Below are 24977 nucleotides of genomic sequence, written 5' to 3' on the forward strand. Positions count from 1 at the left end.
GGCCGGGTGCTGCGGCGCGGAGCCGTGGCGCTCCGCGCCGCAGCATTCAGATCGGGGGAGTCCCCCACTCTCAGCGGTACATCGGGCCGAAGGTCTGGCAGGCGCGGAAGTCGGCGCCCTCCGGGGACTCGGTGCCGAACAGCGACCATGCCTTGGGGCGGAAGACCCGTTCCTCGGGCACGTTGTGCATGTTGACCGGGATGCGCAGCATGGACGCCAGGGTGATCAGCTGGCCGCCGATGTGGCCGTAGCTGATGGCGCCGTGGTTCGCGCCCCAGTTGTTCATCACGTCGTAGACGCTCTTGAACGCGCCCTCGCCCGTGAGGTTCGGGACGAACCAGGTCGTGGGCCACTCGATGTTAGTGCGCTCCTCGATCGTGTAGGCGACCTCGTCGGGCAGCTCCACGGAGTACCCCTCGGCGATCTGCATGACCGGGCCCAGGCCGCGCACCAGGTTGATGCGGCACATGGTCATGGGCATGCCGCCGGAGGTGCGGAAGTGGGTGGAGAAGCCACCGCCGCGGAAGTAGCCGGTGGAGGCCGGGTGGAAGGTCGTGGCCCCGAGGGTGGCCTCGCGGTCCTCCTCGGTCAGCTCGTACCAGGGCTTGATGACGGGCTCGCCGTCGCGCAGCGCCTTCCCGGCGCCGTCGAGCGTGGTCGAACCGGAGTTGCGCAGGTCGAGCAGACCGGCTGCAGCCAGGCCCTCGGGCTTCCAGCCCGTCGCCTTCTCAATGGCCTCCGGACTCCAGTAGGTGCGCACGTCGGAGAAGATCTGCGGCGTGTTGGTCAGCAGGTAGCCGAAGAGCATGGACGCGCCGTTGAGGGAGTCGTTCTCCGTGGCGACCACCGAGGGCTGGCGGATGCCGGTCCAGTCGAAGTTCGTGTTCAAGATGGTCTCGAGCACGTCGCCGTTGGGGAAGTGGTCGGTCCACTGGCGCTGGCCCTGGAAGCCCGCGGCGATGGCGCCGTGGCCACCCGCCTCCTCCTCGAAGCCCAGCTCGGCCAGGCGCGGGTTGCCGTGCATGAGGTCCCGGCCGATGAGCGTCATCTTCGTGACGAACTTCCACCAGTCCTCGTGCTTGTCGGGGTACTGCCACTCCGGCGGGTTCCAGTCCTTGCCCTGCTTGAAGTTCTCGCGGATCCACTTGTAGGCCCGTTCGTACTCCTCGTGGTCGTAGATGCCCTCGTCAATGCGGCGCGTGAACTCGCTCATGTCGATGTACTCGTTGCGCATGCCCAGGTAGGCGCCGAAGAACTCGGGGTTGACGACGGAGCCGGCGATGCCCATCGACACCGAGCCCATGGACAGGTAGGCCTCGCCCTTCATCTGGGCGACGGCCAGGCCTGCGGTCGCGTAGTCCAGCAGGCGCGTGCGCACGTCCTCGGGGATCGAGGCGTCGTCGGCGTCCTGCACGTGTTCGCCGTAGATGCCGAAGGCTGGGATGCCGATCTGGGCGTGCCCGGCCAGCGCGGCCGCCAAGTACACGGCGCCGGGGCGCTCGGTGCCGTTGAAGCCCCAGATGGCGTGGGGCATGGCCGGGTCCATGTCCGTGGTCTCCGTGCCGTAGCACCAGCAGGGGGTGACCGTGACGGTCAGGCCGACGTTGTTCTCCTTGAACTTCGCGGCGCAGGCCTGCGCCTCGTGGACGCGCCCGATCGTGGTGTCGGCGATGACGACCTCGACGGGCTCGCCGTCCGGGTAGCGCAGGTTCTCGGTGAAGAGCCCGGCGACCGCGCGGGCCATGCCCATGGTCTGGTCTTCGAGGCTCTCCCGGACGCCCTTGCGGCGCCCGTCGATAGTGGGTCGGATTCCGATACGGGGGTGTTGCGTCATGTCCCTTCATTCCTCCATGAAGTTGTCATTGTGGTCTGCGGGGGCGCGCGCCCCCTCGGATCCATTGGTGGCGGTTCGTTCGGCCAGTCCTGGGGCCCGCACTGCGGCGGGCCCCAGGGGGACCGGGCTGGGCCGCGCTCAGCCCCGGCCTCGTCCCACGCGGACGGCGGGAGCCGTCACTCGTAAAGGTTGGGGGCGATCGCGGAGTCCGCGATGTTGTCCTTCGTGTACCAGGCGAAACCGGAATCGATCACGTTGGGCAGTCCACCCTTGTTGATCGCCGCGATCGCGGCCTTCACGGTCAGTTCGCCCATCCGCTTGGGCGACTGGGTGATCGCACCGGCCTCGGAGCCGTCCTTGATGGCGTCCTGCTGCGGCTTGCCGGAGTCGAAGCCGACGATCGTGACGTCGGACTTGCCGGACTCGGACACGCCCTGGACCACGCCCGAGGCGGCCGCCTCGTTGGAGCCGTACATGCCGACAATGTCCGAGTTCGCCTGGATGATGCCCTTGGCGGTGTCGGCGGCCAGGCCGACCTCACCCGCGTATTGCTCCTGGACCAGCGTGAGGTTGGACGGGGCGTTCTTCTCGAAGTAGTCCTTGAAGCCCGCGCAACGCTGCTTGCCGGTGGTGGAGGTCTGGTCGTGGCACACCATGCCGACCGATCCTTGCTTGTCGCCGAGGATTTCGATCATGTGCTTCGCGGCCTCTCCGGCCGCGGCGTAGTTGTCCGTCTGGACGGTGGTGACGGGAATGTCCGAGTCGACGCCGGAGTCGAAGGCGACGACGGGGATGCCCTCCGCCTTGATCTTGTCCAGAGTTTCAGCCGCGGCAGCCGAATCGAGCGCCGCGAAGCCGATGGCCGCGGGCTTGGACGCGAACGCCGTGTTCAGCTGGTCGGTCTGCTCGGTGACGGCCTTCTCGTTCTGGGGGCCGACGAACTGGATCTTGTAACCGCAGGCCTTGCCCGCTTCCTCGGCGCCCTCCTTCACGGCCTGCCAGAAGCGGTGCTGGAACCCCTTGGACACGAGGTAGATGGTCTGGGAGCCGTCGCCTTTCGTGACCGACTTCTCCCACTCCTCGCCGCTGTCCGAGGCGCACTCGACCTTCGCCGCCGGGGCGTTGGAGCCCGACGAGTCACTGGTCGACGAGGTGTCTTCCGACCGCGAGCACGCCGTGAGGCCCAGGGCCATGGTGCCGACGGCGGCGGCGGCGACGATACGTCCGATGGGTCGCATTGGTTTTCCTTTCATGGGTTTGGTCGGGGACGCCCCGGCCAAAGGACGGTGGACATCTCTGTCCGAGTTCATTGGATCGAAAGTTGATGGGTCAGGCCGCGTTCTCACGAGCGCGGCGGATATTGTCCACGGCGACCGCGAGGAGGATCGCGATACCGGTCACAACGTACTGGTAGTCCTGCGCGATGCTCATCATGATGAGGCCCTTCTTCAGGGTCTCCATGATGAGCGCGCCGACCAGCGCGCCGGGGATCGAGGCGCGGCCGCCGGACAGCGAGGTGCCGCCGATAACGGCCGCGGCGATGACATTGAGCTCCATGCCCACGCCCTCGGCGGGCTGGACCAAGCCCGAGCGCGCCGAGTAGAGGATGGCACCGATGGCCATGAACACGCCGGCGACGACGTAGATGATGATCTTCCACAGGCGGACGTTGACGCCCGACAGACGGGTGGCTTCCTCGTTCGACCCGATGGCCAGGGCGTAGCGGCCGAGCAGGGTCTTGTTCATGAGGAAGGTGGCGATGATCGTGAGGACGACGAAGATGAGCGCCGAGTTGGCGACGTGGGGGATCAGTTCGCCGGTCGCCAGTTTCTTGTACGCGGCGTTCTTAATGGTGATGGACTGGGTTTGCGAGATGACCAGCGCCAGGCCACGGGCGACCATCATCATCGCGAGTGTGGCGATGAAGGGGGGCAGGCCCAGGACCGACACGTTGAAGCCGTTCACCAGGCCGACGGCAGCGCCGACCAGGATAGTCAGCAGCAGGCCGAGGCCGAGCGGCAGGTTCATCTTGTCGCCCGCCAGGAAGATCCCTGCCATGACGGCGACGAAGCTGAGGCCCGTGCCCACGGAGAGGTCGATGCCCGATGTCGCGATCACGAAGGTCGCGCCCAGGGCCATGACGCCGGTGAAGGCGGCTTGGAGGACGATGTCGAGGTAGATCGTCGGATCCGCGAAGTTGGGCGCCGCCATCGAGAAGAACAGGAGGATGACCACCAGCGCGGCCGTCACGACCAGCAACTGCATGTTCCTCTTGAGGAAAGTGGCAAAAGCCGAGGGCGTTTCCAGGCCCTTGTTGTCGACTGCGGTGCTCACGCGACTTCTCCGTTCGCTTCTTCCTGACCGACGGTGGCCAGTTCCATAATGTTCTCTTGGGTGGCTTCCTCATTGTCGAGGATGCCGATGATCCGGCCGTGCGCCATGACGGCGATCCGGTTGGCCAGGCGCAGGACCTCGGGGAGTTCGGAGGAGATCACGATGATCGCCTTGCCCTGCGAGGCCAGGTTCTCCAGCAGCGTGTAGATCTCGTCCTTGGCCCCGACATCGATGCCGCGCGTGGGCTCGTCGAAGATGAGGATCTCCGCATCGCGCTCCAGCCATTTCGCGACGACGACCTTCTGCTGGTTGCCGCCCGAGAGACTGCGGACGTCGACGTCCACACTGGGGGTGCGGGTGCGCAGCTTCTTCACGTACTCCTGGGCGACCGTGCGGATCTTCTTGGCGTTGACGATGGCAGCCTTGGTGAACTTGTCCATCGTCGCCAGCGAGGTGTTGAAGGAGATGTCCTTGTCGAGCAGCAGGCCGTACTGCTTACGGTCCTCGGAGAGGTAGCCGATCCCGTGGTCGACGGCGTCTGTGGCGCTCTTGATGGCCACTTCCTCCCCGTGGACGCGGACGACTCCCTCCGTGTGGGGGTCGGCCCCGAAGAGGGCCCGGGCGACCTCGGTGCGTCCGGCTCCCACCAGGCCGGCGAAGCCGAAGATCTCGCCCTTCTTCACTTCGAAGGAGACATCGTGCACCACCTTCGCGGTCGACAAGTGCTCCACCTCGAGGACGAGCTCGTCGGAAATCGGCTTGGTGGTGGGACGCGCGTCGGCGGGGACCTCGCGGCCGACCATCATCTTGACGACCTCGGACATGGGGGTGGTGGCGGTCTCGACGGTCCCGATGTACTTCCCGTCGCGCAGCACCGAGATGCGGTCGGTGAGCTCGGTGAGTTCGGGCATGCGGTGCGTGATGAAGATCAGGCCCGTCTCGGGGGTGATGAAGTCGCGCACCAGTGAGAACAGCGCTTCGGTCTCACTGGTGGTCAGCGGCGCCGTGGGCTCGTCCATCACGAGGATCTTCGAGTCGAAGGACAGGGCCCTGGCGATCTCGACCATCTGCAGGCGGGCGACGGGCAGGTCGCGGCAGCGCGCGGTGGGGTCGATGTCCATGTTGAGGCGCTCGAAGAGCTCACGGGCGTCGCACACCAGTTTGCGGTCGTCCACGTACAGCCACTTCGAGGACTCCTGGCGCCCGAGGTACAGGTTCTGGGCGACGGTCAGATCAGGAACGATGTTGAGTTCCTGGTGGATGATGGACAGGCCGAGGTCGCGGGCGTGCTCGGGGGACTGGATGTCCACCTGCTCGCCCTGGAGCCGGATCTCGCCGCCCGGGTCGGATTTGTGGATACCGGTGAGGACTTTCATGAGCGTCGACTTGCCGGCGCCGTTCTCACCGCAGAGCCCCAGGACTTCGCCGGGTCGAAGGTCGAGGTCCACGTCGGACAGCGCCTTTACACCTGGGAAGGTCTTGGAGATCCCCTTGAGTTCTAGTAGGTTTGTCACTTCTCACCCCTTGGGACCAGGTACTTCTACGTTCCTGGAGCGTGTCCCCTCAGTCTCGTTAACGCTAACGGAATCGCGGCCGAGGGATCGCCCTCATTGGCGTATGGACAACGATAGATCACATGGACCGAAGAGGCGACTCGAAACGTGCCCCACGTTACCCAATCGTTACGACCCGAGCTTGGAAACCCCTCACGAATCGGCACGTTTCCGCAGATCGGAAAGGATTTGTGCCGCCGTGTCCGCCAACCACTCCTCTTCGACCGAACAGGCGCCCAGGAGCAGGCGGCTCCGTTCCCCATCGACGGGCATCCCCTCGCGCTCCCAGTACTCCACGCCTTCCCCGCGCACGCTTGTCGGGAAAGTTCCGTGAACGTTCACGACCCGCCACCAGGGGACGCCGCCACCCCACAGCGACATGATCCGCCCGACCACCCGGGGGCCCGTGCCGAACGCTGCGGCAATGCGGCCGTAGGTGGTCGCCCTGCCCTCGGGGATCGCCTCGACGAGGAGCAAGACCGCCTCCACGAGCTCATCGTCCACTGCGGCCACGCTCCCCGTCGTCGGAGGCGGTCCGGGAAGGAGCCCAGCGCGCCCCGGCCGCCAACAGGGCGCCCACGGCGGCGGGCACGCCAGCAGCGGCGGCCCCGGTCGCAGCGTCCGCCCCACCACGGACAGCCGTCTTCCCCGGATCGACCGCACACGCCCCAGCACCACCTGGTCCGGCGGGACGGAACACGTCTTCCGCCCCGGCGGCGCCCGGCACGGCAGGGCTGGAGGGCGTCGCGCGCGCACCGGCGTCCAATTCCGCGATAGCGCCCTCCAGCGCCCAGAACAGATCCTCCGGATCAACGGGCACCATCGCGCAGGTCCCATCGGTACCCGGGCACGCCAGCACCAGCCCACCGGCGTCCAGCAGGCGCAGGCGGCCCACCAGCTGCCAGTCGGACGACTCCGCGCGGTGGAAGCCGATGTCGATCGCGTGCCACGCGTCCTCGTGGACAGCGGTCGCAAAGGGCCCCTCCTGCGTCAGTGACTCCCCGATGACCCGCATGTATTTCGAGGTGGGCCCCAGGGGCGCGCCCGGAGGCCCGAACAACGCGGTGGGCATGTGCGTCGGCCCGCCAGGATCTGCGCCCTCGGAGCGCAACCGCATGAAGGCCCGGGCGTGGCCCAGGACCTCGGAGCGGTCCGCAGTGGCGTAGCCGGAGGTGGCGTACTGCCGCAATTCCACCATGCAGGCGCGCGTTCCGAAGGTGAAGGACATGAGACGCGGCGACTTCACGGTCTTCGGGTGGACCGTCCACACGTCGAGGCGCAGGCCGGGAGCGCCCGCCTCGCCGGTCCCCGCGGCCCCGGCGGAGGCACTGGGATCGGTGTCGAGCAGGCTCGGCGGCGACGTGGGGCGCACCCAGTCACCGCCGACGAAGCGTCCGATGCGCCCGACGGGGATGCGGGTGGGCAACCGGTGGGCGACCGGGGCGATGATGTGCGCCTTGCGGGGACGCGCGCCATCCGGTTCGCGCCACCCGGCCATATGGGCGCCGAGTTCGCGGCGCACTGTCTCTTTGGAGGCCCCCTTGAACCGGCTCTTGTTAACCGAGTCCGTGCGCCGCTGGGCGCGTTCCCTCAGCTCTTGGGGCGCCTTCCACGCCCCCCAGAGGACGAAGGCGGCGTAGACCACGGTGGTGGCGAACAGTCCGAAAAGAGCCACCCGGAGCACGACATCGACCCACACGGCTCCCCCTTGTCCGTATAGCGAAAACCCCGGCCTGGGCCGGGGCGTGGCTCCTGCGACTGGATTCGAACCAGTAACCGTCCGATTAACAGTCGGATGCTCTGCCGTTGAGCTACGCAGGATTGCGACAAAAGAAAACAGTAGCAGAGCGGGCCACGACCTGGCAAGTCGGATGCTGGCGCGACCGCATGCCGCGCGTCACTGCGGACGGACAGGAACGCCGCACAGGAGCACTGCTACCCCACACCGGGCGCAATGCCGCGCACTGGGGCATTCCCCGCGAACACTGAACGACGGGGACAGAACCAGACGCGCGGCGAAGGGCCCGTCATTCCCATTCGGGGTTGTCCGTGTCCACCCCGCAGTTGCGGGCGACGTGCCCGACCGCGATCGCCAGCCACTGGGCGAACCCCTCCTGCTGGGAATCGTAGTGCGAGCGGAATCGTTCGTCCTGAAGGCAGGAGCGGGAGATCAGGTAGTGCTTGGAAGGCGTCACGGGGAAGAACTCGCTCAATAGCTCCCTGTGCGCCGCAACGAGGTCGGCGGCCCTTTCGCTGTCGGGGGCAACGCCGGCGCGGATCGCCTCGATGAGCTGGGATTCGACCCGCTGAAAACGATCGACGCTCTCCCTCCAGTCCCGTGCGCGCCACGAAGCGGTACGACGATGCCATTCCTGCCAGTCGTCGCAATCGCCATAGCGCTCCTCGGCTTCCGCCTGATAGGCGGCGAAGTCGGCGTCCCCCAGAATCGCGCCGATCTCTTCCACGGTCAGAGCACTGTCGTTCATCGCATCCGCCAGCAACATGTCTATGGCCTCGATCATCCTGTCCGTCTGCTGACGTTGAGCAACGAGGCTCTCCCGCTGTCGTCTGAGGTGCGAAACACCCGACTCTCCGGATTCGAGGAGCGCCTTGATGTCCGTCAGCTTCATGCCCGTAGCGCGGTAGATAACGATCCTCTGCACGCGCGCGCAGTCCTCGGCCGAGTACAGCCGGTAGTTCAACCAGCTTCGCTCGGCGGGGACGAGGAGCCCCTGCGCCTCCCAGTGGTGCAGCGTTCGCACCGTCAGCGAGAACCGCTCGGCGACCTCGCCGACGGTGTAGAGAGTGTTGTGATCGCTCATGGAAACGATTCTGAAGCCTCACGTCGCGTCATGGCCCAATCCAGCACGCACCCGGCCAGAAGCGTTGGGAAGCCCGCGGTCCTGCCGGGCTGTGAGAGCGCCCATTGCGAGCCAGGGGATCACGTGCGGCGGCCGAGGGGCGGGCAGGCCACGCGGAGGACTGGAACCGAGCAGCGCAGCAAGAGACCGGGAAGAGGACGGCGAAGGACAGGGGCATGCGCGAACCCCGCCCCACGCGAGCGGGACGGGGTTCGCGCGCCCGTCAGGGCGGGAGCCGGATCCGTGGATCAGGCGCGGAGCGTCACTTGAGGGTGACCTTGCCGCCGGCCTCTTCGATCTCGGCCTTGGCCTTCTCGGCGTCTTCCTTCTTCGCGTTCTCGAAGAGGGTCGAGGGCGCGGACTCGACGAGGTCCTTGGCCTCCTTGAGGCCCAGGCCGGTCAGGTTCTTGACGACCTTGACGACGGCGATCTTCTTATCGCCGAAGGAGTCCAGGACGACGTCGAACTCGTCCTTCTCCTCGACGGCGGGGGCGTCAGCGACGGGGGCCGCGGCGACGGCGGCCACGGGAGCCGCAGCCTCGACGTCGAAGGTCTCTTCGAAGAGCTTCACGAAGTCGGAGAGCTCGATGAGGGACATTTCCTTGAAAGCTTCGATGAGCTCGTCATTGGAGAGCTTAGCCATGAGTGGCATCCTTCCTATTTGGCCTGCTCGAGAGCAGATTGGTGGTGAGTTCCTCCCGCGCCACCGCCCGGCGGCGGGAAGGGGCCTGTCTCGTCAGGCCGCTTCGCCCTGCTTCTCACGCAGGGCATCGATGGTGCGCACAGCCTTGATGGGCAGAGCGTTGAACGCGTACGCCGCCTGCGCGATCTTCGCCTTGAGGGCGCCTGCGGCCTTGGCCAGCAGGACCTCACGGGACTCCAGATCGGCGAGCTTCTTGACGGCCTCAGCGGTGAGCTGGGCGCCCTCCATCGCACCGGACTTCAGCACGAGGGAGGGGTTGTCCTTGGCAAAATCACGCAGCGTCTTGGCGGCCTCGACGGGCTCGCCGGTGACGAATGCGATGGCCGTGGGACCCTTGAGGTCCTCAGCGAGGAAGTCGAGTCCGACCTCCTTGGCGGCCAGGCGCGCCAGCGTGTTCTTTGCCACGGCGTAGGTCGCGTTCTCGCCCAGGCCCCGGCGCAGCTCCTTGAGCTGGCCAACGGTCAGGCCGCGGTACTCGGTCAGCAGAACAGCGTCGGCCGCGCGGAAACGCTCCACCAGCTCGGCGACTGCTGCCACCTTGTCGGACTTCGCCATGGTCCTCCTTCCAGTTACGTGACCGCCGGTAATGAGAAACCCGGCACGCAGGCGCGTGTCGGGCTGATGATCCCCCACCGAGGTGGTCACGTACCTGCGTTGGATTTCCCTCCGCGCAGCGGATACCAACGGTCTTCGGCACCGGTCACTGTAGCACCCCCGGCCAGGGGGGCGCCAATCCGGGCGCGTGGCACCCGCAACGCCCCGCGCCATGACTCCGTGAGGAAGACGCCCTAGGCGCGCGGCCCCGCCGCGAACCCGGCGATGGCGACCTCGACTTTCCGCTCCATCCACTGCTTCGCAGCTGCCTTGGCCCGCAGGAGCGGCCATCCGGCGTTCATGTTGAAACCGGCGTCCAGGGAACCGGTGGCCTCCTCCACCCGCCTGGCAGCCGCCCTGCGCCGCCAGGGCGCAGCCGAGGCCCGGGTCGTGACTCCCATATGGGCCAAGACCGCGATGTCGCCGACCATGTCGATCGCGAGGTCGGCGTCGCCGGGGAAGCCCGCGTCCGCCAGTCCCCCGCGCAACGCCACGATGACGGGGAGGACTGCGATGTGAGGGTAGGGGAAGGAATGGATGGTGACATCCAGTCCGGGGAACTCTTCGCACACCCGCCACGCCGACTCCGCCCAGTCGCGCAGCTGGTCGCTCCAGGGCAGTGCGGGATCGGGGGCGGCCAGTGTGGCGGCGGCCCGTTCGAGGCAGGCGACCACCACAGCGTCGCGCGAGGGGTAGACGCGGTAGAGCGTCTGGGGGGCGACACCGAGGCTACGCGCCACGCCCGCCAGCGTCATGACGTGCAGCCCCTCGGCGAAGGCAGCGTCCACGACGTCGTCGGCGTTGAAAGAGGGTTTGGGTCCAGTTCTGCGCCCCATCGGATTCCCCTTTCCGCGTCGTCTCAGACCAGGCGCCATCCCTTGGCGCGCTCGCGCGCCCGCCAGAACCGCCTGTAGGGACCACCGGCATCGTAGAGCTCCTGGTGCGCGCCGATCTGGACGACGCGCCCGTTCTCGTCCAGCACGACGATCTGGTCCGCCGAGGCGATCGTGTCGAGTTTGTGCGCGATGACTACCAGGGTCGACGAGCGCCTCAGCTCCTCCATCGCCTCCACGATGTGCGACTCGTTCTCCGGGTCGAGGGCGCTGGTCGCCTCGTCGAAGAGCACGATGGGCGATCCCTTGAGCAGGGCCCGGGCCACGGAGACGCGCTGGCGCTCGCCCCCGGACAGGGCGCGCCCGCCCTCGCCGACCGGAGTGCCCCACCCCAGGGGAAGGCGGTCGGCGATCTCCTCGGCCCCCGCCATGCGCGCTGCGGCCATGACCTGTTCGTCGGTGGCTTCCTCGCGCCCAACGCGGATGTTGGCGATGAGGGTGTCGTCGAAGAGGTAAACATCTTGGAAGACCATGGACAACTGCTCCATGAGGTCCTCGGTGGAGTAGTCGCGCACGTCGCTCCCCCCAACCCTCACCGCCCCGGAGTCCACGTCGTAGAAACGGCAGATGAGGCGCGCGATCGTGGTCTTCCCACAACCGCTCGGCCCAACGATGGCGGTCATCGTACCGGGGGCGGCCCTGAAGGACACGCCGTGGAGGACGCCGGCCCCCGCCTCGTACCCGAAGTCCACCGAGTCGACGACGACCTCCCCGGGAACGGTCACGGGCGCGGACTCGGCGGGTTCGGGGAGTTCGGGGGTCGACAGGACCTCGTGGGCGAGCTCGAGGACGGGCTTGCGGGTCTCGAAGGAAGAGACCAGGGCGCCGATATTGACCAGTATCTGCATGAAGCGCAGAAGCACGCCGATGGCGACGACCGCCTCCAGGGGCGAGAGGGATCCGCCCGCGGCAATGACCCCGATGGCGTAGACGACGGAGACGACGACGACCTGGGCCGCCATGCCGTTGACGACTTGCCCTGCGGTGGCCCACCACAGGCCCTTGGTGGCGCGCCGCTGGTAGGCGTCCTCGGCGGCGGTGAGCGCGTCGAAGGAGTCACCCCGCCCGCACGCCCGCAAGGCGCCCTGCTTCTGGGCGTACTCGACGAGGCGGCCGGCCAGTTCGTTGGCGGCGGGCTCGGTCAGCCGCGCCTCGTGCGCCGCGGCCCGGCGCGACGCCCAGATGGCCGCCCACATGAAGGGGATCGCCAGGAGGCATGCGAGTCCCAGCGGCGGATTCCACACGCAGATCCCCACCAGCATCGTCAACGAGGTGACGACGTCGATGAGGGCCGGGGAGAACATATGCGCGAAGATTTCACCGAGCAGCATGAGTTCGCGGCTCACAAGGCGGGACGTCTTGCCCGCGGTGTCCGGGGTGAAGGCCCCCAGGGGCATGGCGGCGACCTTGCGGCCGATCGCGATGTGGAGGAAGCGCAGGAAATCGAAGGCGACCGAGTAGTTCTTCAGGGACAGCGCGTACTCGATGACGAAAGCGGCGGCGGCGGAGACACCGACGACCCCGACCCAGCCCCCAGTGGTCAGGCCCCACACGGCCCGGCCGGACACGAGGGCGCTGGAAGCCGGGATGAAGGCGATGAGCGCCCCTCCCCGGATGAGGCCGACGACGACGGAGAGGACGACGACCCAGCGGAAGGACTCTCTGCCCTTCTCGGAAAGCGTCTCCTTGAGGTTGGCGACGAACGATCCCATGCGCCTGTCACTTCCTTCCTTCAGTGCGCGTTCCCGCGAGGGCGTGGTAGTAGGGGTGGTCGGCCAGCTCGTCACTGGTTCCCTTCCCTGTGATCCTGCCCCGTTCGAGGACGACGATCTGGTCGGCCCCCACCACGGGGGCCGCCCTGTGGGCGATGACGACGACGGTCCGGCCCTTGACCAGTTCGGACAGGGCGTCCTGGATCTCCGCCTCGGACTCCGGGTCCGTGAAAGCCGTCGCCTCGTCGAGGATCAGGACCGGGGCGTCCATCAGCAGCGCCCTGGCGATGGACAGGCGCTGCGCTTGCCCGCCCGACAGACCCGTGTCGGCGCCCACGACGGTGCCCAGGCCCGCGGGGAGCGACTCGATGAAGTCGGCGATGCCCGCATGAGCCGCGCAGCGCATGATCTCCTCGTCGGTGGCACCGGGCCTGCCGAGGGCGATATTGTCCCGGATCGGGATGTCGAGCAGTTGGGGGTCCTGGAGCACGAAGGCGACGTGGCGGTAGAGCTCCTTGACGGGGATGTCGCGCAGGTCCACCCCGCCCAGGGCGACGCTGCCGGAGTCGGGATCGGCGAAGCGGGCGATCAGGGTCGCCAGCGTGGACTTTCCCGAACCGGAGGGGCCGACCAGGGCCGTGACCGTGCCCTCGCGCATCGTCAGGCTCACGTCGTCGAGTGCCAGCAGGTCCCCGTAGGAGAAGGAGACGTGGTCGAGGACGATGTCGTGGCCGTTAGGCACCCGGTTCCCCGTGTCCTCCAGGGCGGGGATGTCGAGGATCTCGACGAGGCGCAGGGCAGCGGCTCCCGCCAGTTGATAGGCCCAGGCGGTCGAGGTGAGGACCTCGATGGCCTGGGGGATGACCAGGGCAATGAGCGAGCACGCGATTACTTGGACGGGCGTGACGCATCCCGCGCCGACCAGAAGGGCGCCCCCGCCCAGGTTGACCAGGAGCAGCACCGCAGGGGAGACCACGGAGGCAGCCAGCGCCGAGCCCGTCAGCAGGGGCTGGCACCAGGCGACGTAGAAACTGGAGAACGCCTCGGCGGCCCGGCGGAAGCGCCCGTGGGTGTCGCCGACGCGGCCGAACGCTTTGACGACGGTGATCCCGGTGACGAACTCGACCATGGTGGCCGAGACCTCGGCCAGGTGCTGGTCCATCTCGGCGGTCTTGGGGCCCATGTCCTTGGTCATCCACCATGTGATGAGCGCGTAGACGGGTAGAGTCGCGATGGAGAGCAGTCCCAGGCGCCAGTCGATGACGAAGGCGTAGACCACCAGTGACAGCGGGCTGACAACGGCCGCCGTCGACTCGACGGGGGCATGGGCGATGACTGTGTGGATCTCGTGGGTGTCGTCCTGGACGGCTTTTCGGATCCTGCCCGAGGCCGTGGCCGAGAACCACGCGAGCGGCGCCCGGGACAACGTGCGGACGATCTGCTCGCGCACGTAGTGCCCGAATCGGATGTCCGCGATGTGGGTGACGAGCAGTGCGACGTAGTAGATGCCGAGGCGGGCGCAGAACGCGCCGATCAGCCAGGCGAGGATGGTGCCGACCCGTCCGGCGTCGGGGCCATCCCCACGGTCCCACGCCTCGAGGAGCACTCCACCCAGGTGGACGAGGATGACGTAGGGGACGACAGCGAGCGCGCCGTACACCACTCCGAGGACTCTGCTGATCGCCATCGGCGCGGCGATGGGGCGGGTGAGGCGTTTGAATGCGGCCTGCCCCTCCCGGTACTTCGCGCCCGGGTCCGCGGGTGCGGCTGTGTGTTGATCGGATGTCACGAGACGGCCTCCACTAACATCGAATGCACTTCGTAGTTAGGATAGCCTATCTTGACATTCTGGGCCTTGCCCTTGAGCACGTCTCTTGAACATGTCGGGCGGGGAGCGGGTTTACCCGCATGCCGGTGACGTTCTCCGCCGCCCCCGGTTACACACACAAGGACCCTGCTTCACGGAACACGCGCCGCACACGACTGGCCGCACAGCACTACTGCCGCCCCTCCCGTCCCACGGCCCACTCCGCCCCATCGCGCACAGCGAGCCGGCCCCGCCCAAGATCACCAGCGGCAGCGGCACCACACCGCCCCATCGTGCAAGGCGAGCCGCACTGGCGCCGGAAACCGGACTGCGCCCACATGCGCGAAGGACGCGAGTGGGGCGCGGGCACTCATGCCCGCGCCCCACGGCGCTTCCAACGGATAGGAGCTCAGCCCTCCAGAAGGTCCTTGACCTTGGCGACATCGAGGGGGATGCCGGGACCCATGGTCGTGGACACGGAGCCCTTGAGCACGTAACGCCCCTTCGAGCTGGACGGCTTGAGGCGCAGGACCTCGTCGAGGACGGAGGCGTAGTTCTCGGTGAGCTGCTCGGCGGTGAAGGACGCCTTGCCGACGACGAAGGCCAGGTTGGCGTGCTTGTCGACGCGGAACTCGATCCGCCCGCCCTTGATCTCCTTGACGGCCTTGGCCACATCCATGGTCACGGTGCCGGTCTTCGGGTTGGGCATGAGGCCGCGGGGACCCAGGATACGGCCGAGGCGGCCCACCTTGCCCATGAGGTCAGGGGTGGCCACGGCGACATCGAAGTCGGTGTAGCCCTTGGAGACCTTCTCGATGAGCTCGTCGCCGCCGACCTCGTCGGCCCCGGCGTCGATTGCGGCCTGCGCGCGCGGACCAACGGCGAAGACCAAGACCCGGGCGGTCTTGCCGGTGCCGTGCGGCAGGGAAACGGTGCCGCGGACCATCTGGTCCGCCTGGCGGGGGTCGACACCGAGTCGGAGCACGACCTCAACGGTCGAGTCGAACTTGGTGACAGTGGTCTCCTTGGCCAGCTTCATGGCCTCGAAGGGGGTGTACAGCACATCCGCGTGGACCTTCTCGGCCGCGGCGCGGTAGCTCTTGGAGCGCTTCGTCATTCTGCTTCTTCTCCTTGCAGTCGTGGGCGTCGGGCAGCGCCTGCCCTACCACGGGAAATGAAATCGGGGTCAGTCCTCGACGGTGATGCCCATGGAGCGGGCAGTCCCGGCGATGATCTTGGCGGCGGCCTCGACGTCGTTGGCGTTGAGGTCGGCCATCTTGGCCTGCCCGATCTCGCGGGCCTGGTCCATGGTGATCGAGCCGACCTTGGCGGTGTTGGGCGTGCCGGAGCCCTTCTGGACGCCTGCGGCCTTCTTGATCAGCTCCGCCGCGGGAGGGGTCTTGAGGACGAACGTGAAGGAGCGGTCCTCGTAAACTGTGATCTCAACAGGAACGATGTTCCCGCGCTGCGACTCGGTCGCAGCGTTGTAAGCCTTGGTGAACTCGACGATGTTCACGCCGTGCTGGCCCAGAGCGGGGCCGACGGGCGAACCGGGGGTGGCGGCGCCGGCTGGGATCTGAAGCTTGATCAGGCCGGTAACCTTCTTCTTCTTCGGTGCCATTGAAACGGGTCTTTCTACGGGTTTTCCTCACCGGCGGCCGCCGGTCAGGGGCGCATCGCCCCAACGGGCTCGCCGCCAAAGGGGCGGCGGGGCGCTCCGCCCTCCCCAAGGAGGACACAATGCGCCCAATGCACACAAACGGGAATTGTAACGCGCACCCGGACACCTTCCCAAGTCCGGGTGCGCGACATCACTGCTCGAGTTTCTCGACCTGGTCGAAGCCGAGCTCGAGCGGCGTCTCGCGCTCGAAGATCGTGACGAGCACCTTGAGCTTCTGGGCCTCGGGCATGATCTCGGAGATCGTGGCCGACATGGTCTCGAAGGGGCCGTCGATAACGGTGACTGTCTCCCCGACCTCGAAGGCCGTGCGGACCTCCTGCACGGGGGCCGGCTTGTCCTTCTTCTTCTCCGCGGCCTCCTCGAGAACGTTGGGCGTCAGCAGCATGACGACCTCGTCGATGGACAGCGGGACGGGATTGTGCTGGTCGCCGACGAATCCGGTGACCGCGGGCGTTTCCTTCACGACGCGGTAGGACTCCTCGTTGAAGTCCATGCAGACGATCGCGTACCCGGGGATGCGCACGCGGCGCACGCGCTTCTTCGCGGTGCCCCGGTACTCCATGACGTACTCGTCGGGCACCTCGACGCTGAAGATCGAGTCCTCCATGTTCTGGGTGGTGATGCGCTGCTCCAGGTTCGCCTTCACCTTGCGCTCGTGGCCGGAGTAGGTGTGGATGACGTACCAGTCCCCGGGGGACATGTACAGGCGCTGGCGCAGTTTCTCGACGGGGTCGTCATCCGGGGCGGGCGCCGGGTCCGCGCCCTCAGCGTCCGGGGCGGCCTCCCCGTCAGCACTGGCGCCGCTCTCCCGGGCGGGGGCGGCTTCCTGTTCGGCCACATCCTGCGCGGCTTCGTCAATAGCACGGTCCACCACGTCCTGCGCGGCGCCGTCGGCCTCAGCCACAGCGCTCTCATCAAGGGCGCGCGCCTCGGCCGCTTCGATGTCGATGGGGGCGGGGGCGAAGCCCTCGTCGGCGATAGGGCCGTCGAAGACATCGGACCCGGGGGCATTCTCGTCGCTCATGGTTCCTCCTGGCGGTTGGCACGGGCCGGACCGTAGAAGAAACCCGCCTGCAGGAGCTGCGGGCGGGTTCATCGGTCTCAGCCGAAGAGCAGTGCACTCAGTTTACCGAATCCGAAGTCGAGCAGACCAGTGAAAGCCATGATTGCGGTCACAAAGACGACGACCACGACGAAGTAGGTCCACGTCTCGGAACGGGTGGGGTAGGTGACCTTGCGCATCTCGGCCACGACCTGGGTGAGGAAGAGCCATATGCGGGCGAAGAGGCCGCGCTTCTTCTGCTTCACAGCCCCGGCCTCGTCGCGTTTGCGGGTCGCCCGGGTCTTGGTGCGGTCCTTGCGGGCCGACTCCTCCCCCTCACGCGCCTTCCCACGGTCCTCGCGGGTCGCCTCGGTCTTGTCGCGGTCCTTGCGGGCCGACTCCTCCCCGTCGCGCGCCTTCCCACGGTCCTTCCGCGAGGACTCGGCGCCCGGGGCGCTGTGCTTGGCCATTGAATCCTCCCTGTGGTGAAGCCGTATGGCAGGGCAGGCGGGACTCGAACCCACAACCGCCGGTTTTGGAGACCGGTGCGCTACCAATTGCGCCACTGCCCTAAGCAGGCGAACCTGCCTGAGCGAGTGTAGGGGATCGGGGCTCGCACTGTCCAGCGGACCCGGCTAGCGCGCCATCCTTTCCACTGGAATACCGACAAAGCACCCTCAGTTGAGATGTAGCTCACCTGTCCATTCTGAGCGCGGCCCACTCCCGCGCGCCCCCTCGTGGGACGATGGGGAAATGACTCCTACGCCCGCATCCCGTGTATCTGCCCGTTTCACCGCCATCACCCCCTCGGCGACCCTGGCCGTCGACGCGAAAGCCAAGGCGCTCAAAGCCGCCGGCCGGCCCGTCATCGGCTTCGGGGCCGGCGAGCCCGACTTCCCCACGCCCGACTACATTGTCGAGGCCGCGGTCCGCGCCGCCCGCGACCCCGCGATGCACCGCTACACCCCGGCCGCGGGCCTGCCCGCACTGCGCGAGGCGATCGCCGCGAAGACCCTGCGCGACTCCGGCTACGAAGTCCCCCCCGCCGATGTCGTTGTCACCAACGGCGGCAAGCAGGCGGTGTTCCAGGCCTTCGCCGCCTTGCTGGGGCCCGGCGACGAGGCGATCCTGCCCACTCCCTACTGGACCACCTACCCCGAGGTCGTCAAGCTGGCCGGGGCCACGCCCGTCGAGGTGTTCGCGGGCGCCGACCAGGACTACAAGGTCACCGTCGAGCAGCTCGAGGCGGCGCGCACCGGGCGCACCAAGGTCCTCCTGATCTGCTCGCCATCGAACCCGACGGGCAGCGTCTACACTCCCGCCGAGCTCACCGCGATCGGCCAATGGGCGCTCGAGCACGGCATCTGGGTGATCTCCGACGAGATCTACGAGCACCTGCTGTACGAGGACGCCGAGACGGCCCACATCGTGGCCCTCGTGCCCGAACTGGCCGACCAGGCCGTCATCCTCAACGGCGTGGCGAAGACCTACGCCATGACCGGGTGGCGCGTCGGCTGGATGATGGGGCCCGCCGATGTCGTCGCAGCCGCCACCTCCTTCCAGACGCACTTGACCAGCAACGTCAACAACATCGCCCAGTGCGCCGCCCTGGCGGCCGTCTCGGGCCCCCTCGACGCGGTGTACGAGATGCGCGCCGCCTTCGACCGCCGCCGCCGCACCATCATCGATATGCTGCGCCAGATCGACGACCTGGACGTGCCCACGCCCAAGGGCGCGTTCTACGCCTACGTCGGCGTCGACCGGCTACTGGGCCGCCCGATCCGCGGCCGCACCGCCACCACGTCCTCGGAGCTGGCCGACTTGATCCTGGACGAGGTCGAGGTCGCCGCTGTTCCCGGCGAGGCTTTCGGCCGGTCCGGGTTCCTGCGCTTCTCCTACGCCCTGGCCGACGACGACCTGGTCGAGGGCATCACGCGCGTCCAGGAGCTGCTGTCATGACCGCCGACGCGCGCAGGCTCGTCCGCCGCCTCGCCGACACCGGCAGCCCCCGGGGGACGGTCCTTATCTCCCACGGGTACGGGGAGCACTCGGGCCGCTACCTGCCGCTGCAGGAAGCGCTGGTCGACGCGGGCTACGACATCGCCTTCTACGACCACACGGGCCACGGCACCTCCGGGGGGCCGCGGGGGCGCGTGGACGCGGGCGCACTGATCCGCGACCACCTGGCGATGCGGCGACTGGCGCTGGCCGGGGCGCGCACGCCGGATCTGTTCCTCTTCGGCCATTCCATGGGCGGCGTGGTCACCGCGGCCTCGACGCTCATCGACTCCGAGCGCCTGCGCGGCACCGTCCTGTCCGCCCCCGCCATGCGCCCCCTGCCGCCCGCCTCCGCCTCGTTGGCCCGCAAGGCGGCGCCGCTGGCGCGCCTGCTGCCCTCACTGGTGGTCCGCCCCCCACAACCCGCGGGCGGGGAGTCGCCCCTGTCGCGCGACCCGCGGGTGCAGCAGGCATTCGACGCGGATCCACTGTGCTACCACGGCGGCGTGCAACTGCTCACCGGGGTGACGATGATCATCCAGGGGGACGAGGTGCTGCGCCACGCCCACCTGGCCCGCACGCCGATCCTCGTGATGCACGGCTCCGCGGACCGGATGGCCGACCTGGCGGCGTCGCGGGACTTCGTCGCCGAGGCGGAGGCCGCCAACCCCGGCCTCGATGTCCGTCTGCGCATCGTCGACGGCGCGTACCACGAGCTCCTCAACGAGCCCGAGGGCCCCGGCTTGATCCGAGACATCGTCGTGTGGCTGGGTGAGCACTGAGGGAATGGACATCCCCGCTGTCCCCGACCTCACAGCGCCCGTCCCCACTCCCCCGGGGCGCCGCGACCTGGCCGCACTGCCCAAAGCGCACCTGCACCTGCACTTCACGGGGGCGATGCGCCCCTCGACGCTGGTGGACATCGCGCGCGAGCAGCAGGTGCGCCTGCCCCCGCACCTGCTGTACATCGACCCGATGAACATGCCCGCCGACGGGCGCGGCTGGTTCCGCTTCCAGCGCGCCTACGACTCGGCGCGCCACCTGGTGCGTTCGGAGGCGACGATGCGGCGCCTCGTGCGCGAGACCTTGGAGGACGAGGCCGCCGAAGGGTCGGTGCGCGTCGAGCTCCAAGTGGATCCGACCAGTTACGCGCCGTGGGTCGGCGGAATCACCCCGGCCCTGGAGATCGTGATGGACGAGGCGCGCGCCGCCTCGTCCGACACCGGCGTGGACGTGGGGCTGATCGTCGCCGCCTCCCGGATCCGCCACCCCCTGGACGCGCGGGTGCTGGCGCGCCTGGCCTCCCAGTACGCGGGGGACGGGCCGGGCCAGGTCGTGGGCTTCGGCCTGTCGAACGACGAGAGGGTGGGGACCACCGCGGACTTCGCGCCCGCCTTCAGGATCGCGAGGCGCGCGGGCCTGGTGGGGGTCCCCCACGGCGGCGAGCTGGCGGGGCCGGAGTCGATCCGCGAGGTCGTGGCCGCCCTCAACCCCCGCAGGATCGGGCACGGGGTGCGCACCGCCGAGGACCCGGGGCTGCTCGACCGCCTGGTCGCCGAGGGCGTGGCCTTCGAGGTGTGCCCCACCTCGAACGTCCACCTGGGGGTGTACACGGACTTCTCGCAGGTGCCGCTGCCATCGTTGATCTCCGCGGGAGCGACCGTGGCCCTCGGCGCCGACGACCCCCTGTTGTTCCGTTCGCGCCTGGTGGAGCAGTACGCCCAGGCGCGCGACGCCTTCGGGTTGTCCGACCGTGAGTTGGCGGGTTTGGCGCGCCAGTCCATCGAGGCCTCCCTGGCCCCGTCCTCCTCCAAGCTCCGCTGGTTCGCCCGGATCGAGGAGTGGCTGGCGGCACAGCCCGCAGCCGCTTGAAGGGCCCAGGGGCTTCCTCCGAAGGGGCCCGGCCCTGGCGCAGACGCGCCCCGACACGGACGCGCGTTGTCGACATCGTGAGGGGGTCGTCGACACTGTGAGGGGGTCGTCGACACGGACGCGCGTTGTCGACACTGTGAGGGGGTTATAACGCGCGCTGGTGTCGACAACGCGCGTCGGCGTCCGCGTCGGGGGCCGTCGTCGGCACTAACGCAGTCTGCGCCGAGGCCGACCGGCGGCTGCGGCTACCAGGCAGGCGGGTGCGGCCGGAAGCTACCAGGCGATGCCGACCGCCACGGGTTCGGGCGCCAGGTCGACGCCGTAGGCGCGGCGCACCCCGGCGCGCACCGCGCGGGCCAGGGCCTCGATGTCCGAGGCCGCCGCCCCTCCCCTGTTCGTGAGGGCCAGGACGTGCTTCGTGGACAGGGAGGCTCGGGGCGGGTCCCCCGCCTCGGGCAGTGCGAAGCCCTTCGTGAAGCCCGCGTGGTCGATGAGCCACGCGGCACTGGTCTTGATTCGGCCGTCGCCTGTGGGGAAGCGTGGGGCCTCCGCGGGCAGGGCGTCCGCCTCGTCGGCGCTCAGGATGGGGTTCGTGAAGAAGGAGCCGGCGCTCCACGTGTCGTGGTCGGCGTCGTCGAGGACCATGCCCTTGCCTGCCCTCAGGGCGAGCACCGCGTCGCGGACGAGGCGCGCCTGCGCCCTCTCCCCCGCGCGGACGCCGATCCGGCGCGCGAGCTCGCCGTAGAGGACCGGCGCCGACAGGGAGGAGCGCTCGAGGCGGAAGACGGCGTCGAGGACCACCCACCGTCCTGTCGGCCCCCGGTGGGCGGACAGGGAGCGCTTGATGACCGAGGTGCGGTAGCCGAATCCCAGGTCCTCAGCGTTCAGGCGCGCCTCGCGCCCCTCCTGCCGGTCCCACACGAGCACGTGGTCGAGGGTCTCGGCGACCTCGTGCCCGTAGGCCCCGACGTTCTGCACGGGGGAGGCCCCCACTGTGCCGGGGATCCCGGACAGCGCCTCCAACCCGGACAGCCCCTGGTCGAGGGTCCACGACACGAAAGCGTCCCAGGGGGTCCCGGCGCTCGCCCGCACGAGGACACCGCCGGGGGCGCCGTCCTGTGCTGCGGGCCCGGCGTGGCCGCCCTCCCCGAGGACGCGCGCCTCGTGGCGCCCGTCCCGCACGACTGCCCCGTTGAAGGGGGTGTCGGCGGCGAGCAGGTTCGACCCGCCGCCGATGACCAGCAGGGGACTGCCCCCGGCGTCGGCGGCCCGCACTCGGTCGATGAGGTCTTCGCGGGAATCGGCCACGGCGTAGGAGCCGACGGGGCCGCCGACGCGCAGCGTGGTCAGGGAGGAAAGGCGTGTGCTCATGGAGGACAAGCCTAGTCGCAGCCGCGGGCGGGGCGGGGACAGCCGGGGTGGAGGGCGGACGCCGCGTTCCGTTCTTCGGGAGGGGGCTCCTTTTACCATTTGGTCGGTGGTAGGTTGAACGCGTGAACAACATGTCGCGCAATACTCATCCGGATGTGGCTCCTCCGGCCTTGTATGTACCGGTGGGGCAGGACTGTGCGGGGCAGGCGCAGGTCGTTTTGGCGGACGTGGAGGACGGCACGCGCGTGCTGCTGGCGTACACGTCCTTGGACCGCCTGCTCGATTGCCTGGGCGAAGACCAGGGGCGGGCGCTCATCATGACGGACCAGTTGCCCCGCATCAAGGAGGACCTGCGTTTCGACCATCTCAGCGTCGACCACTACGTCGAACCTGAGGCGCGGATGGGCGGGCGCGATGAGCACTGATCTGTGTATCACCTTCGACCTGTTGAGCAACATGGCGACGAGGTACGGGCATATAGCCGAGGACGCGCAAACGTGCTGCGATGGCGCGCCCACGGAGCTCGACGGCGGGATCGCGCAGGCCCTCATCCTCGATCTGATCGGCTCCCAGGGCACGGATCTGGGCCTGTTCGCCGCGCGCGCCAGGAGGATCGAGGACAACCTCCGCGCCCTGGTAGTGGCGCAGCTGGAAACGGAGGAGGACGTGGCCGGGACGTTCGAGACTCTGAAACAGGAGCTGTAGCATGGCTGACAGTGGTGGGATCGGGACCTCCCTGGAAGTGTCGGTCACTTCGATCGACACGCGCATTCCGTGCAATCCCGACAGCGTCCGCGATGTCGCGGCGTGGTTCTACGAGGCGTACAGCAAGGTTGGCGACGCCGTTGTCGAGATGAGCGGCAACCTCCTGCGGAACCCGGAGTACTGGATGGGAGAGACGGCCAACGTGTACGAGGAGATGCTGAACAAACTGCGCAAGTCCGCCGACGACTTGTCGGACCGCCATTATCGCGCTTACGAGGTGCTGCGCGCCTACGCCCAGCAGCTCGACTACCACTACAGGGACATGGAGACGATCCGCAACCAAGCGGAGACGGCGGGCCTGAAGATCGAGAACGACTACGACATCATGTGCCCGCCCCCGCTGCCGCCCAAGCCTCAAGAGCCTCCGCAGGGAACACCCATCGAGGATTGGTGGGCCTGGGAGGACGCGTGCCGCGAATGGGACGCAGCGGCGAACAATCACGATTACTACCGCACCCTGGTCATCCGGGTGGAACGGGTCTGGTCGGACTTGGAGGACTGGGTCAACAAACACTTGCGGCCCCTGCAAGTCGAGAGCTTCACCCTGCTGTTCGCGAACTACTTCGACCAGGAGGCCCAGGGCGTGGCCGACCGCCCGTGGCAGCTGGCCGTGGACGCCTTGGACCAGGGGTTCGCCAGAAGAGCCCAGGTGTTGGAGCAGCAGATGGACAATGCTGCCGCCGAAGTCGGCAGGCAGGGCAAAGGGGCCTCCCACGTGGTGCGCCCCGTCATGGACGAAGCCGTCAAGAACGCCCTCGAAGCCAGAGCCGACTTCCGCGCCGGACGCTCCCAGGCCCAAGGCGTGGGAACAGTAGTGGCGGGCATCGGCTACGCGACCCTGGCCTACGACATCGCCACATCCGACACCCCCGGCCAAACCGCCCTCGCCCAAGGCGCCGGAATGGCCGCCGGCGCAGCAGTCGGCAGCGCAGTAGGATCAACGGTGACAGAAGCAGCGACAAGTACAGCACTCTCAGAAATGGCCGTGGGCGCGGGAGCAGCCGCCGGGGCAGCGACCGGAGCATTGGCTGGAATCGCTGTTGCCGCCGGCGTGGGAGCGCTTTACCAGAAGGCTGTCCCCCTGGAGTGGCGTGAACGCATCGACGCCACCTTCTGGCACCTGCCCTACCACCTCGGCCTCGCCAACTGGTAATGCGCTACAGGAAACGCCCAGTGCGCCTGCCCGAGGCGAAGATCCCCGCCGAGGCGGATCGAAGAACACGCCGCGCGGGTCTAGTTCTCGCCGGGTTCGTCCTCGCCATGGCATTCGGCGTGGCACTGCTGGTCGGCATGCACAGGGTGCTGCACTACGAATACTTGCGCACTGGCTACGTCTTCGTCGCCGCAATGACCATCCCCTTCATCCCCTTAGCGCTCGTTTTCACCTACGTGGCCCACCGCAGGCCCCGAGCGGTGTTCACAACCCAAGTGGAGATCCCCGGAACGAACGCTGCAAGGTTCGTCACGTTCTTCATGGTCTGCGCGTACTACGCAATAGCCGCCGGGACCATGGTCTACGGGTTCATCACCGGCTACCCCGTCCACGCGTTCCTCTGGGCGGCCGGCCCCGCGTCAGCAGGGTATCTTCTGGCCAATGGCCGTCACATGAGCCTGCACACTCTTCTGATGCCCAAACAGTCCTTCACCCTGTCGCCCCACGCGCTGACCATCACCGCCTCGCCCCTGCAGGGCGAGGTCCGCATCCCCTGGACCGACAACGCCCGCGTAGGAACGACGAACCTGGCGGGCACAGAGATACACCCCGATCCTTCAATCCCCAAACTGACCTACACCATCAAGTTCGACTGCCCCGCCACCTCCCTCACCCAACTCGACCGTCTCCTCCACCACTTCAACACCCACCCCCACGACCGCCCACTCCTCGCACAACCCGAAGGAGCACAACTCGTCCAAACACTCCTCGACACCACACCCCAACCATGACAAGGCGCAGCGG

General features: G+C 68.1%; 24 protein-coding genes and 2 tRNA genes. 7 read left to right on the forward strand and 19 right to left on the reverse strand.

What is annotated here, in order from left to right:
• Nucleotides 1-70: 70 nt before the first annotated feature.
• The 18 genes from G447_RS0105570 to G447_RS0105655 all read right to left on the reverse strand — a co-directional run bounded on the left by G447_RS0105570 (nt 71) and on the right by G447_RS0105655 (nt 17586).
• A complete protein-coding gene (locus G447_RS0105570) occupies nt 71-1834 on the reverse strand; it encodes an L-fucose isomerase (RefSeq protein WP_026430350.1) in 1764 nt (587 codons plus the stop codon).
• Nucleotides 1835-2010: 176 nt separating this feature from the next.
• On the reverse strand, nt 2011-3072 hold the full coding sequence (locus tag G447_RS0105575; RefSeq protein WP_005869132.1) for an ABC transporter substrate-binding protein: 1062 nt from the start codon (nt 3070-3072) through the stop codon (nt 2011-2013).
• A gap of 91 nt (nt 3073-3163) precedes the next feature.
• Nucleotides 3164-4168, reverse strand: a complete 1005-nt coding sequence (locus G447_RS0105580) for an ABC transporter permease (RefSeq protein WP_026430351.1) — start codon at nt 4166-4168, stop codon at nt 3164-3166.
• Nucleotides 4165-5682 (reverse strand): sugar ABC transporter ATP-binding protein, encoded by a 1518-nt coding sequence (locus tag G447_RS0105585; RefSeq protein WP_026430352.1) that lies wholly within the window; start codon nt 5680-5682, stop codon nt 4165-4167. The genes G447_RS0105580 and G447_RS0105585 overlap by 4 nt, the downstream gene beginning before the upstream one ends.
• A 192-nt stretch (nt 5683-5874) precedes the next feature.
• Nucleotides 5875-6225, reverse strand: a complete 351-nt coding sequence (locus G447_RS0105590; protein WP_034476509.1) for an MGMT family protein — start codon at nt 6223-6225, stop codon at nt 5875-5877.
• Nucleotides 6215-7420 (reverse strand): hypothetical protein, encoded by a 1206-nt coding sequence (locus G447_RS0105595; protein ID WP_026430354.1) that lies wholly within the window; start codon nt 7418-7420, stop codon nt 6215-6217. Before G447_RS0105595 ends, G447_RS0105590 begins: the two co-directional genes overlap by 11 nt.
• A gap of 47 nt (nt 7421-7467) precedes the next feature.
• Nucleotides 7468-7542: transfer RNA gene (locus tag G447_RS0105600), tRNA-Asn, on the reverse strand.
• A 206-nt stretch (nt 7543-7748) separates the two neighbouring features.
• Entirely contained in the window at nt 7749-8543 is a 795-nt protein-coding gene (locus tag G447_RS0105605) for a MerR family transcriptional regulator (protein WP_026430355.1), read from the reverse strand.
• Nucleotides 8544-8844: 301 nt separating this feature from the next.
• Nucleotides 8845-9225, reverse strand: coding sequence for a 50S ribosomal protein L7/L12 (rplL, locus tag G447_RS0105610; protein ID WP_005869139.1), 381 nt, complete (start codon nt 9223-9225; stop codon nt 8845-8847).
• A 93-nt stretch (nt 9226-9318) separates the two neighbouring features.
• Nucleotides 9319-9840 (reverse strand): 50S ribosomal protein L10, encoded by a 522-nt coding sequence (gene rplJ, locus G447_RS0105615; protein WP_005869144.1) that lies wholly within the window; start codon nt 9838-9840, stop codon nt 9319-9321.
• Between the two features lie 233 nt (nt 9841-10073).
• Nucleotides 10074-10715 (reverse strand): TetR/AcrR family transcriptional regulator, encoded by a 642-nt coding sequence (locus G447_RS0105620; RefSeq protein WP_026430356.1) that lies wholly within the window; start codon nt 10713-10715, stop codon nt 10074-10076.
• 23 nt (nt 10716-10738) lie between these two features.
• The gene (locus tag G447_RS0105625) at nt 10739-12484 is read right to left on the reverse strand and encodes an ABC transporter ATP-binding protein (protein WP_026430357.1); all 1746 of its coding nucleotides are present in this window, start codon (nt 12482-12484) and stop codon (nt 10739-10741) included.
• Between the two features lie 7 nt (nt 12485-12491).
• Nucleotides 12492-14273 carry an ABC transporter ATP-binding protein gene (locus G447_RS0105630; protein ID WP_026430358.1) on the reverse strand — a complete coding sequence of 594 codons (1782 nt, stop codon included), beginning with the start codon at nt 14271-14273 and terminating at the stop codon, nt 12492-12494.
• Nucleotides 14274-14700: 427 nt separating this feature from the next.
• A complete protein-coding gene (gene rplA / locus G447_RS0105635) occupies nt 14701-15408 on the reverse strand; it encodes a 50S ribosomal protein L1 (RefSeq protein WP_026430359.1) in 708 nt (235 codons plus the stop codon).
• Between the two features lie 69 nt (nt 15409-15477).
• Nucleotides 15478-15912, reverse strand: a complete 435-nt coding sequence (gene rplK, locus G447_RS0105640) for a 50S ribosomal protein L11 (RefSeq protein ID WP_005869121.1) — start codon at nt 15910-15912, stop codon at nt 15478-15480.
• A gap of 190 nt (nt 15913-16102) precedes the next feature.
• A complete protein-coding gene (gene nusG / locus G447_RS0105645) occupies nt 16103-16996 on the reverse strand; it encodes a transcription termination/antitermination protein NusG (protein WP_026430360.1) in 894 nt (297 codons plus the stop codon).
• A 77-nt stretch (nt 16997-17073) separates the two neighbouring features.
• Entirely contained in the window at nt 17074-17484 is a 411-nt protein-coding gene (gene secE, locus G447_RS0105650; protein WP_026430361.1) for a preprotein translocase subunit SecE, read from the reverse strand.
• Nucleotides 17485-17510: 26 nt separating this feature from the next.
• A tRNA-Trp gene (locus G447_RS0105655) sits at nt 17511-17586 on the reverse strand.
• Nucleotides 17587-17767: 181 nt separating this feature from the next.
• On the opposite strand from G447_RS0105655, the gene G447_RS0105660 reads away from it, so the two are divergent.
• Genes G447_RS0105660 through G447_RS0105670 form a run of 3 tightly spaced genes read left to right on the forward strand, consistent with a single transcriptional unit; the run spans nt 17768 to nt 20884 of the window.
• Nucleotides 17768-18973 carry a pyridoxal phosphate-dependent aminotransferase gene (locus G447_RS0105660; protein WP_026430362.1) on the forward strand — a complete coding sequence of 402 codons (1206 nt, stop codon included), beginning with the start codon at nt 17768-17770 and terminating at the stop codon, nt 18971-18973.
• Nucleotides 18970-19794: an alpha/beta hydrolase gene (locus G447_RS0105665; RefSeq protein WP_026430363.1), complete on the forward strand. Its 825-nt coding sequence runs from the start codon at nt 18970-18972 to the stop codon at nt 19792-19794. Before G447_RS0105660 ends, G447_RS0105665 begins: the two co-directional genes overlap by 4 nt.
• 4 nt (nt 19795-19798) lie before the next feature.
• Nucleotides 19799-20884, forward strand: a complete 1086-nt coding sequence (locus tag G447_RS0105670; RefSeq protein WP_026430364.1) for an adenosine deaminase — start codon at nt 19799-19801, stop codon at nt 20882-20884.
• Between the two features lie 273 nt (nt 20885-21157).
• Here the strand turns inward: G447_RS0105670 and G447_RS0105675 are convergent, their stop codons facing one another.
• A complete protein-coding gene (locus G447_RS0105675) occupies nt 21158-22255 on the reverse strand; it encodes a UDP-N-acetylmuramate dehydrogenase (protein WP_026430365.1) in 1098 nt (365 codons plus the stop codon).
• A gap of 182 nt (nt 22256-22437) precedes the next feature.
• Here G447_RS0105675 and G447_RS0105680 point away from each other — a divergent pair, with 182 nt between their 5' ends.
• The 4 genes from G447_RS0105680 to G447_RS0105695 are packed head-to-tail and all read left to right on the forward strand — an operon-like array spanning nt 22438 to nt 24964.
• Nucleotides 22438-22680 carry an SAV_915 family protein gene (locus G447_RS0105680; protein ID WP_243442313.1) on the forward strand — a complete coding sequence of 81 codons (243 nt, stop codon included), beginning with the start codon at nt 22438-22440 and terminating at the stop codon, nt 22678-22680.
• On the forward strand, nt 22670-22960 hold the full coding sequence (locus tag G447_RS0105685) for a hypothetical protein (RefSeq protein WP_026430367.1): 291 nt from the start codon (nt 22670-22672) through the stop codon (nt 22958-22960). The genes G447_RS0105680 and G447_RS0105685 overlap by 11 nt, the downstream gene beginning before the upstream one ends.
• Nucleotide 22961: 1 nt before the next feature.
• Nucleotides 22962-24173 (forward strand): hypothetical protein, encoded by a 1212-nt coding sequence (locus tag G447_RS0105690; RefSeq protein WP_026430368.1) that lies wholly within the window; start codon nt 22962-22964, stop codon nt 24171-24173.
• Nucleotides 24173-24964: a hypothetical protein gene (locus G447_RS0105695; RefSeq protein WP_026430369.1), complete on the forward strand. Its 792-nt coding sequence runs from the start codon at nt 24173-24175 to the stop codon at nt 24962-24964. The genes G447_RS0105690 and G447_RS0105695 overlap by 1 nt, the downstream gene beginning before the upstream one ends.
• Nucleotides 24965-24977: the final 13 nt, after the last annotated feature.

The sequence above is a fragment of the Schaalia georgiae DSM 6843 genome, from assembly GCF_000429245.1.
Taxonomy (GTDB): Bacteria; Actinomycetota; Actinomycetes; order Actinomycetales; family Actinomycetaceae; genus Pauljensenia; species Pauljensenia georgiae.

Excerpts from the sequence above, each read along its gene's own strand:
- nusG (WP_026430360.1), bottom strand. The coding sequence starts at position 16,996 with ATGAGCGACGAGAATGCCCCCGGGTCCGATGTCTTCGACGGCCCTATC.
- G447_RS0105690 (WP_026430368.1), top strand. The coding sequence starts at position 22,962 with ATGGCTGACAGTGGTGGGATCGGGACCTCCCTGGAAGTGTCGGTCACT.
- G447_RS0105625 (WP_026430357.1), bottom strand. The coding sequence starts at position 12,484 with ATGGGATCGTTCGTCGCCAACCTCAAGGAGACGCTTTCCGAGAAGGGC.
- G447_RS0105620 (WP_026430356.1), bottom strand. The coding sequence starts at position 10,715 with ATGGGGCGCAGAACTGGACCCAAACCCTCTTTCAACGCCGACGACGTC.
- G447_RS0105570 (WP_026430350.1), bottom strand. The coding sequence starts at position 1,834 with ATGACGCAACACCCCCGTATCGGAATCCGACCCACTATCGACGGGCGC.
- G447_RS0105695 (WP_026430369.1), top strand. The coding sequence starts at position 24,173 with ATGCGCTACAGGAAACGCCCAGTGCGCCTGCCCGAGGCGAAGATCCCC.
- secE (WP_026430361.1), bottom strand. The coding sequence starts at position 17,484 with ATGGCCAAGCACAGCGCCCCGGGCGCCGAGTCCTCGCGGAAGGACCGT.
- G447_RS0105660 (WP_026430362.1), top strand. The coding sequence starts at position 17,768 with ATGACTCCTACGCCCGCATCCCGTGTATCTGCCCGTTTCACCGCCATC.
- G447_RS0105685 (WP_026430367.1), top strand. The coding sequence starts at position 22,670 with ATGAGCACTGATCTGTGTATCACCTTCGACCTGTTGAGCAACATGGCG.
- rplK (WP_005869121.1), bottom strand. The coding sequence starts at position 15,912 with ATGGCACCGAAGAAGAAGAAGGTTACCGGCCTGATCAAGCTTCAGATC.
- G447_RS0105605 (WP_026430355.1), bottom strand. The coding sequence starts at position 8,543 with ATGAGCGATCACAACACTCTCTACACCGTCGGCGAGGTCGCCGAGCGG.
- rplJ (WP_005869144.1), bottom strand. The coding sequence starts at position 9,840 with ATGGCGAAGTCCGACAAGGTGGCAGCAGTCGCCGAGCTGGTGGAGCGT.
- rplL (WP_005869139.1), bottom strand. The coding sequence starts at position 9,225 with ATGGCTAAGCTCTCCAATGACGAGCTCATCGAAGCTTTCAAGGAAATG.
- G447_RS0105665 (WP_026430363.1), top strand. The coding sequence starts at position 18,970 with ATGACCGCCGACGCGCGCAGGCTCGTCCGCCGCCTCGCCGACACCGGC.
- G447_RS0105670 (WP_026430364.1), top strand. The coding sequence starts at position 19,799 with ATGGACATCCCCGCTGTCCCCGACCTCACAGCGCCCGTCCCCACTCCC.
- rplA (WP_026430359.1), bottom strand. The coding sequence starts at position 15,408 with ATGACGAAGCGCTCCAAGAGCTACCGCGCCGCGGCCGAGAAGGTCCAC.
- G447_RS0105675 (WP_026430365.1), bottom strand. The coding sequence starts at position 22,255 with ATGAGCACACGCCTTTCCTCCCTGACCACGCTGCGCGTCGGCGGCCCC.
- G447_RS0105575 (WP_005869132.1), bottom strand. The coding sequence starts at position 3,072 with ATGCGACCCATCGGACGTATCGTCGCCGCCGCCGCCGTCGGCACCATG.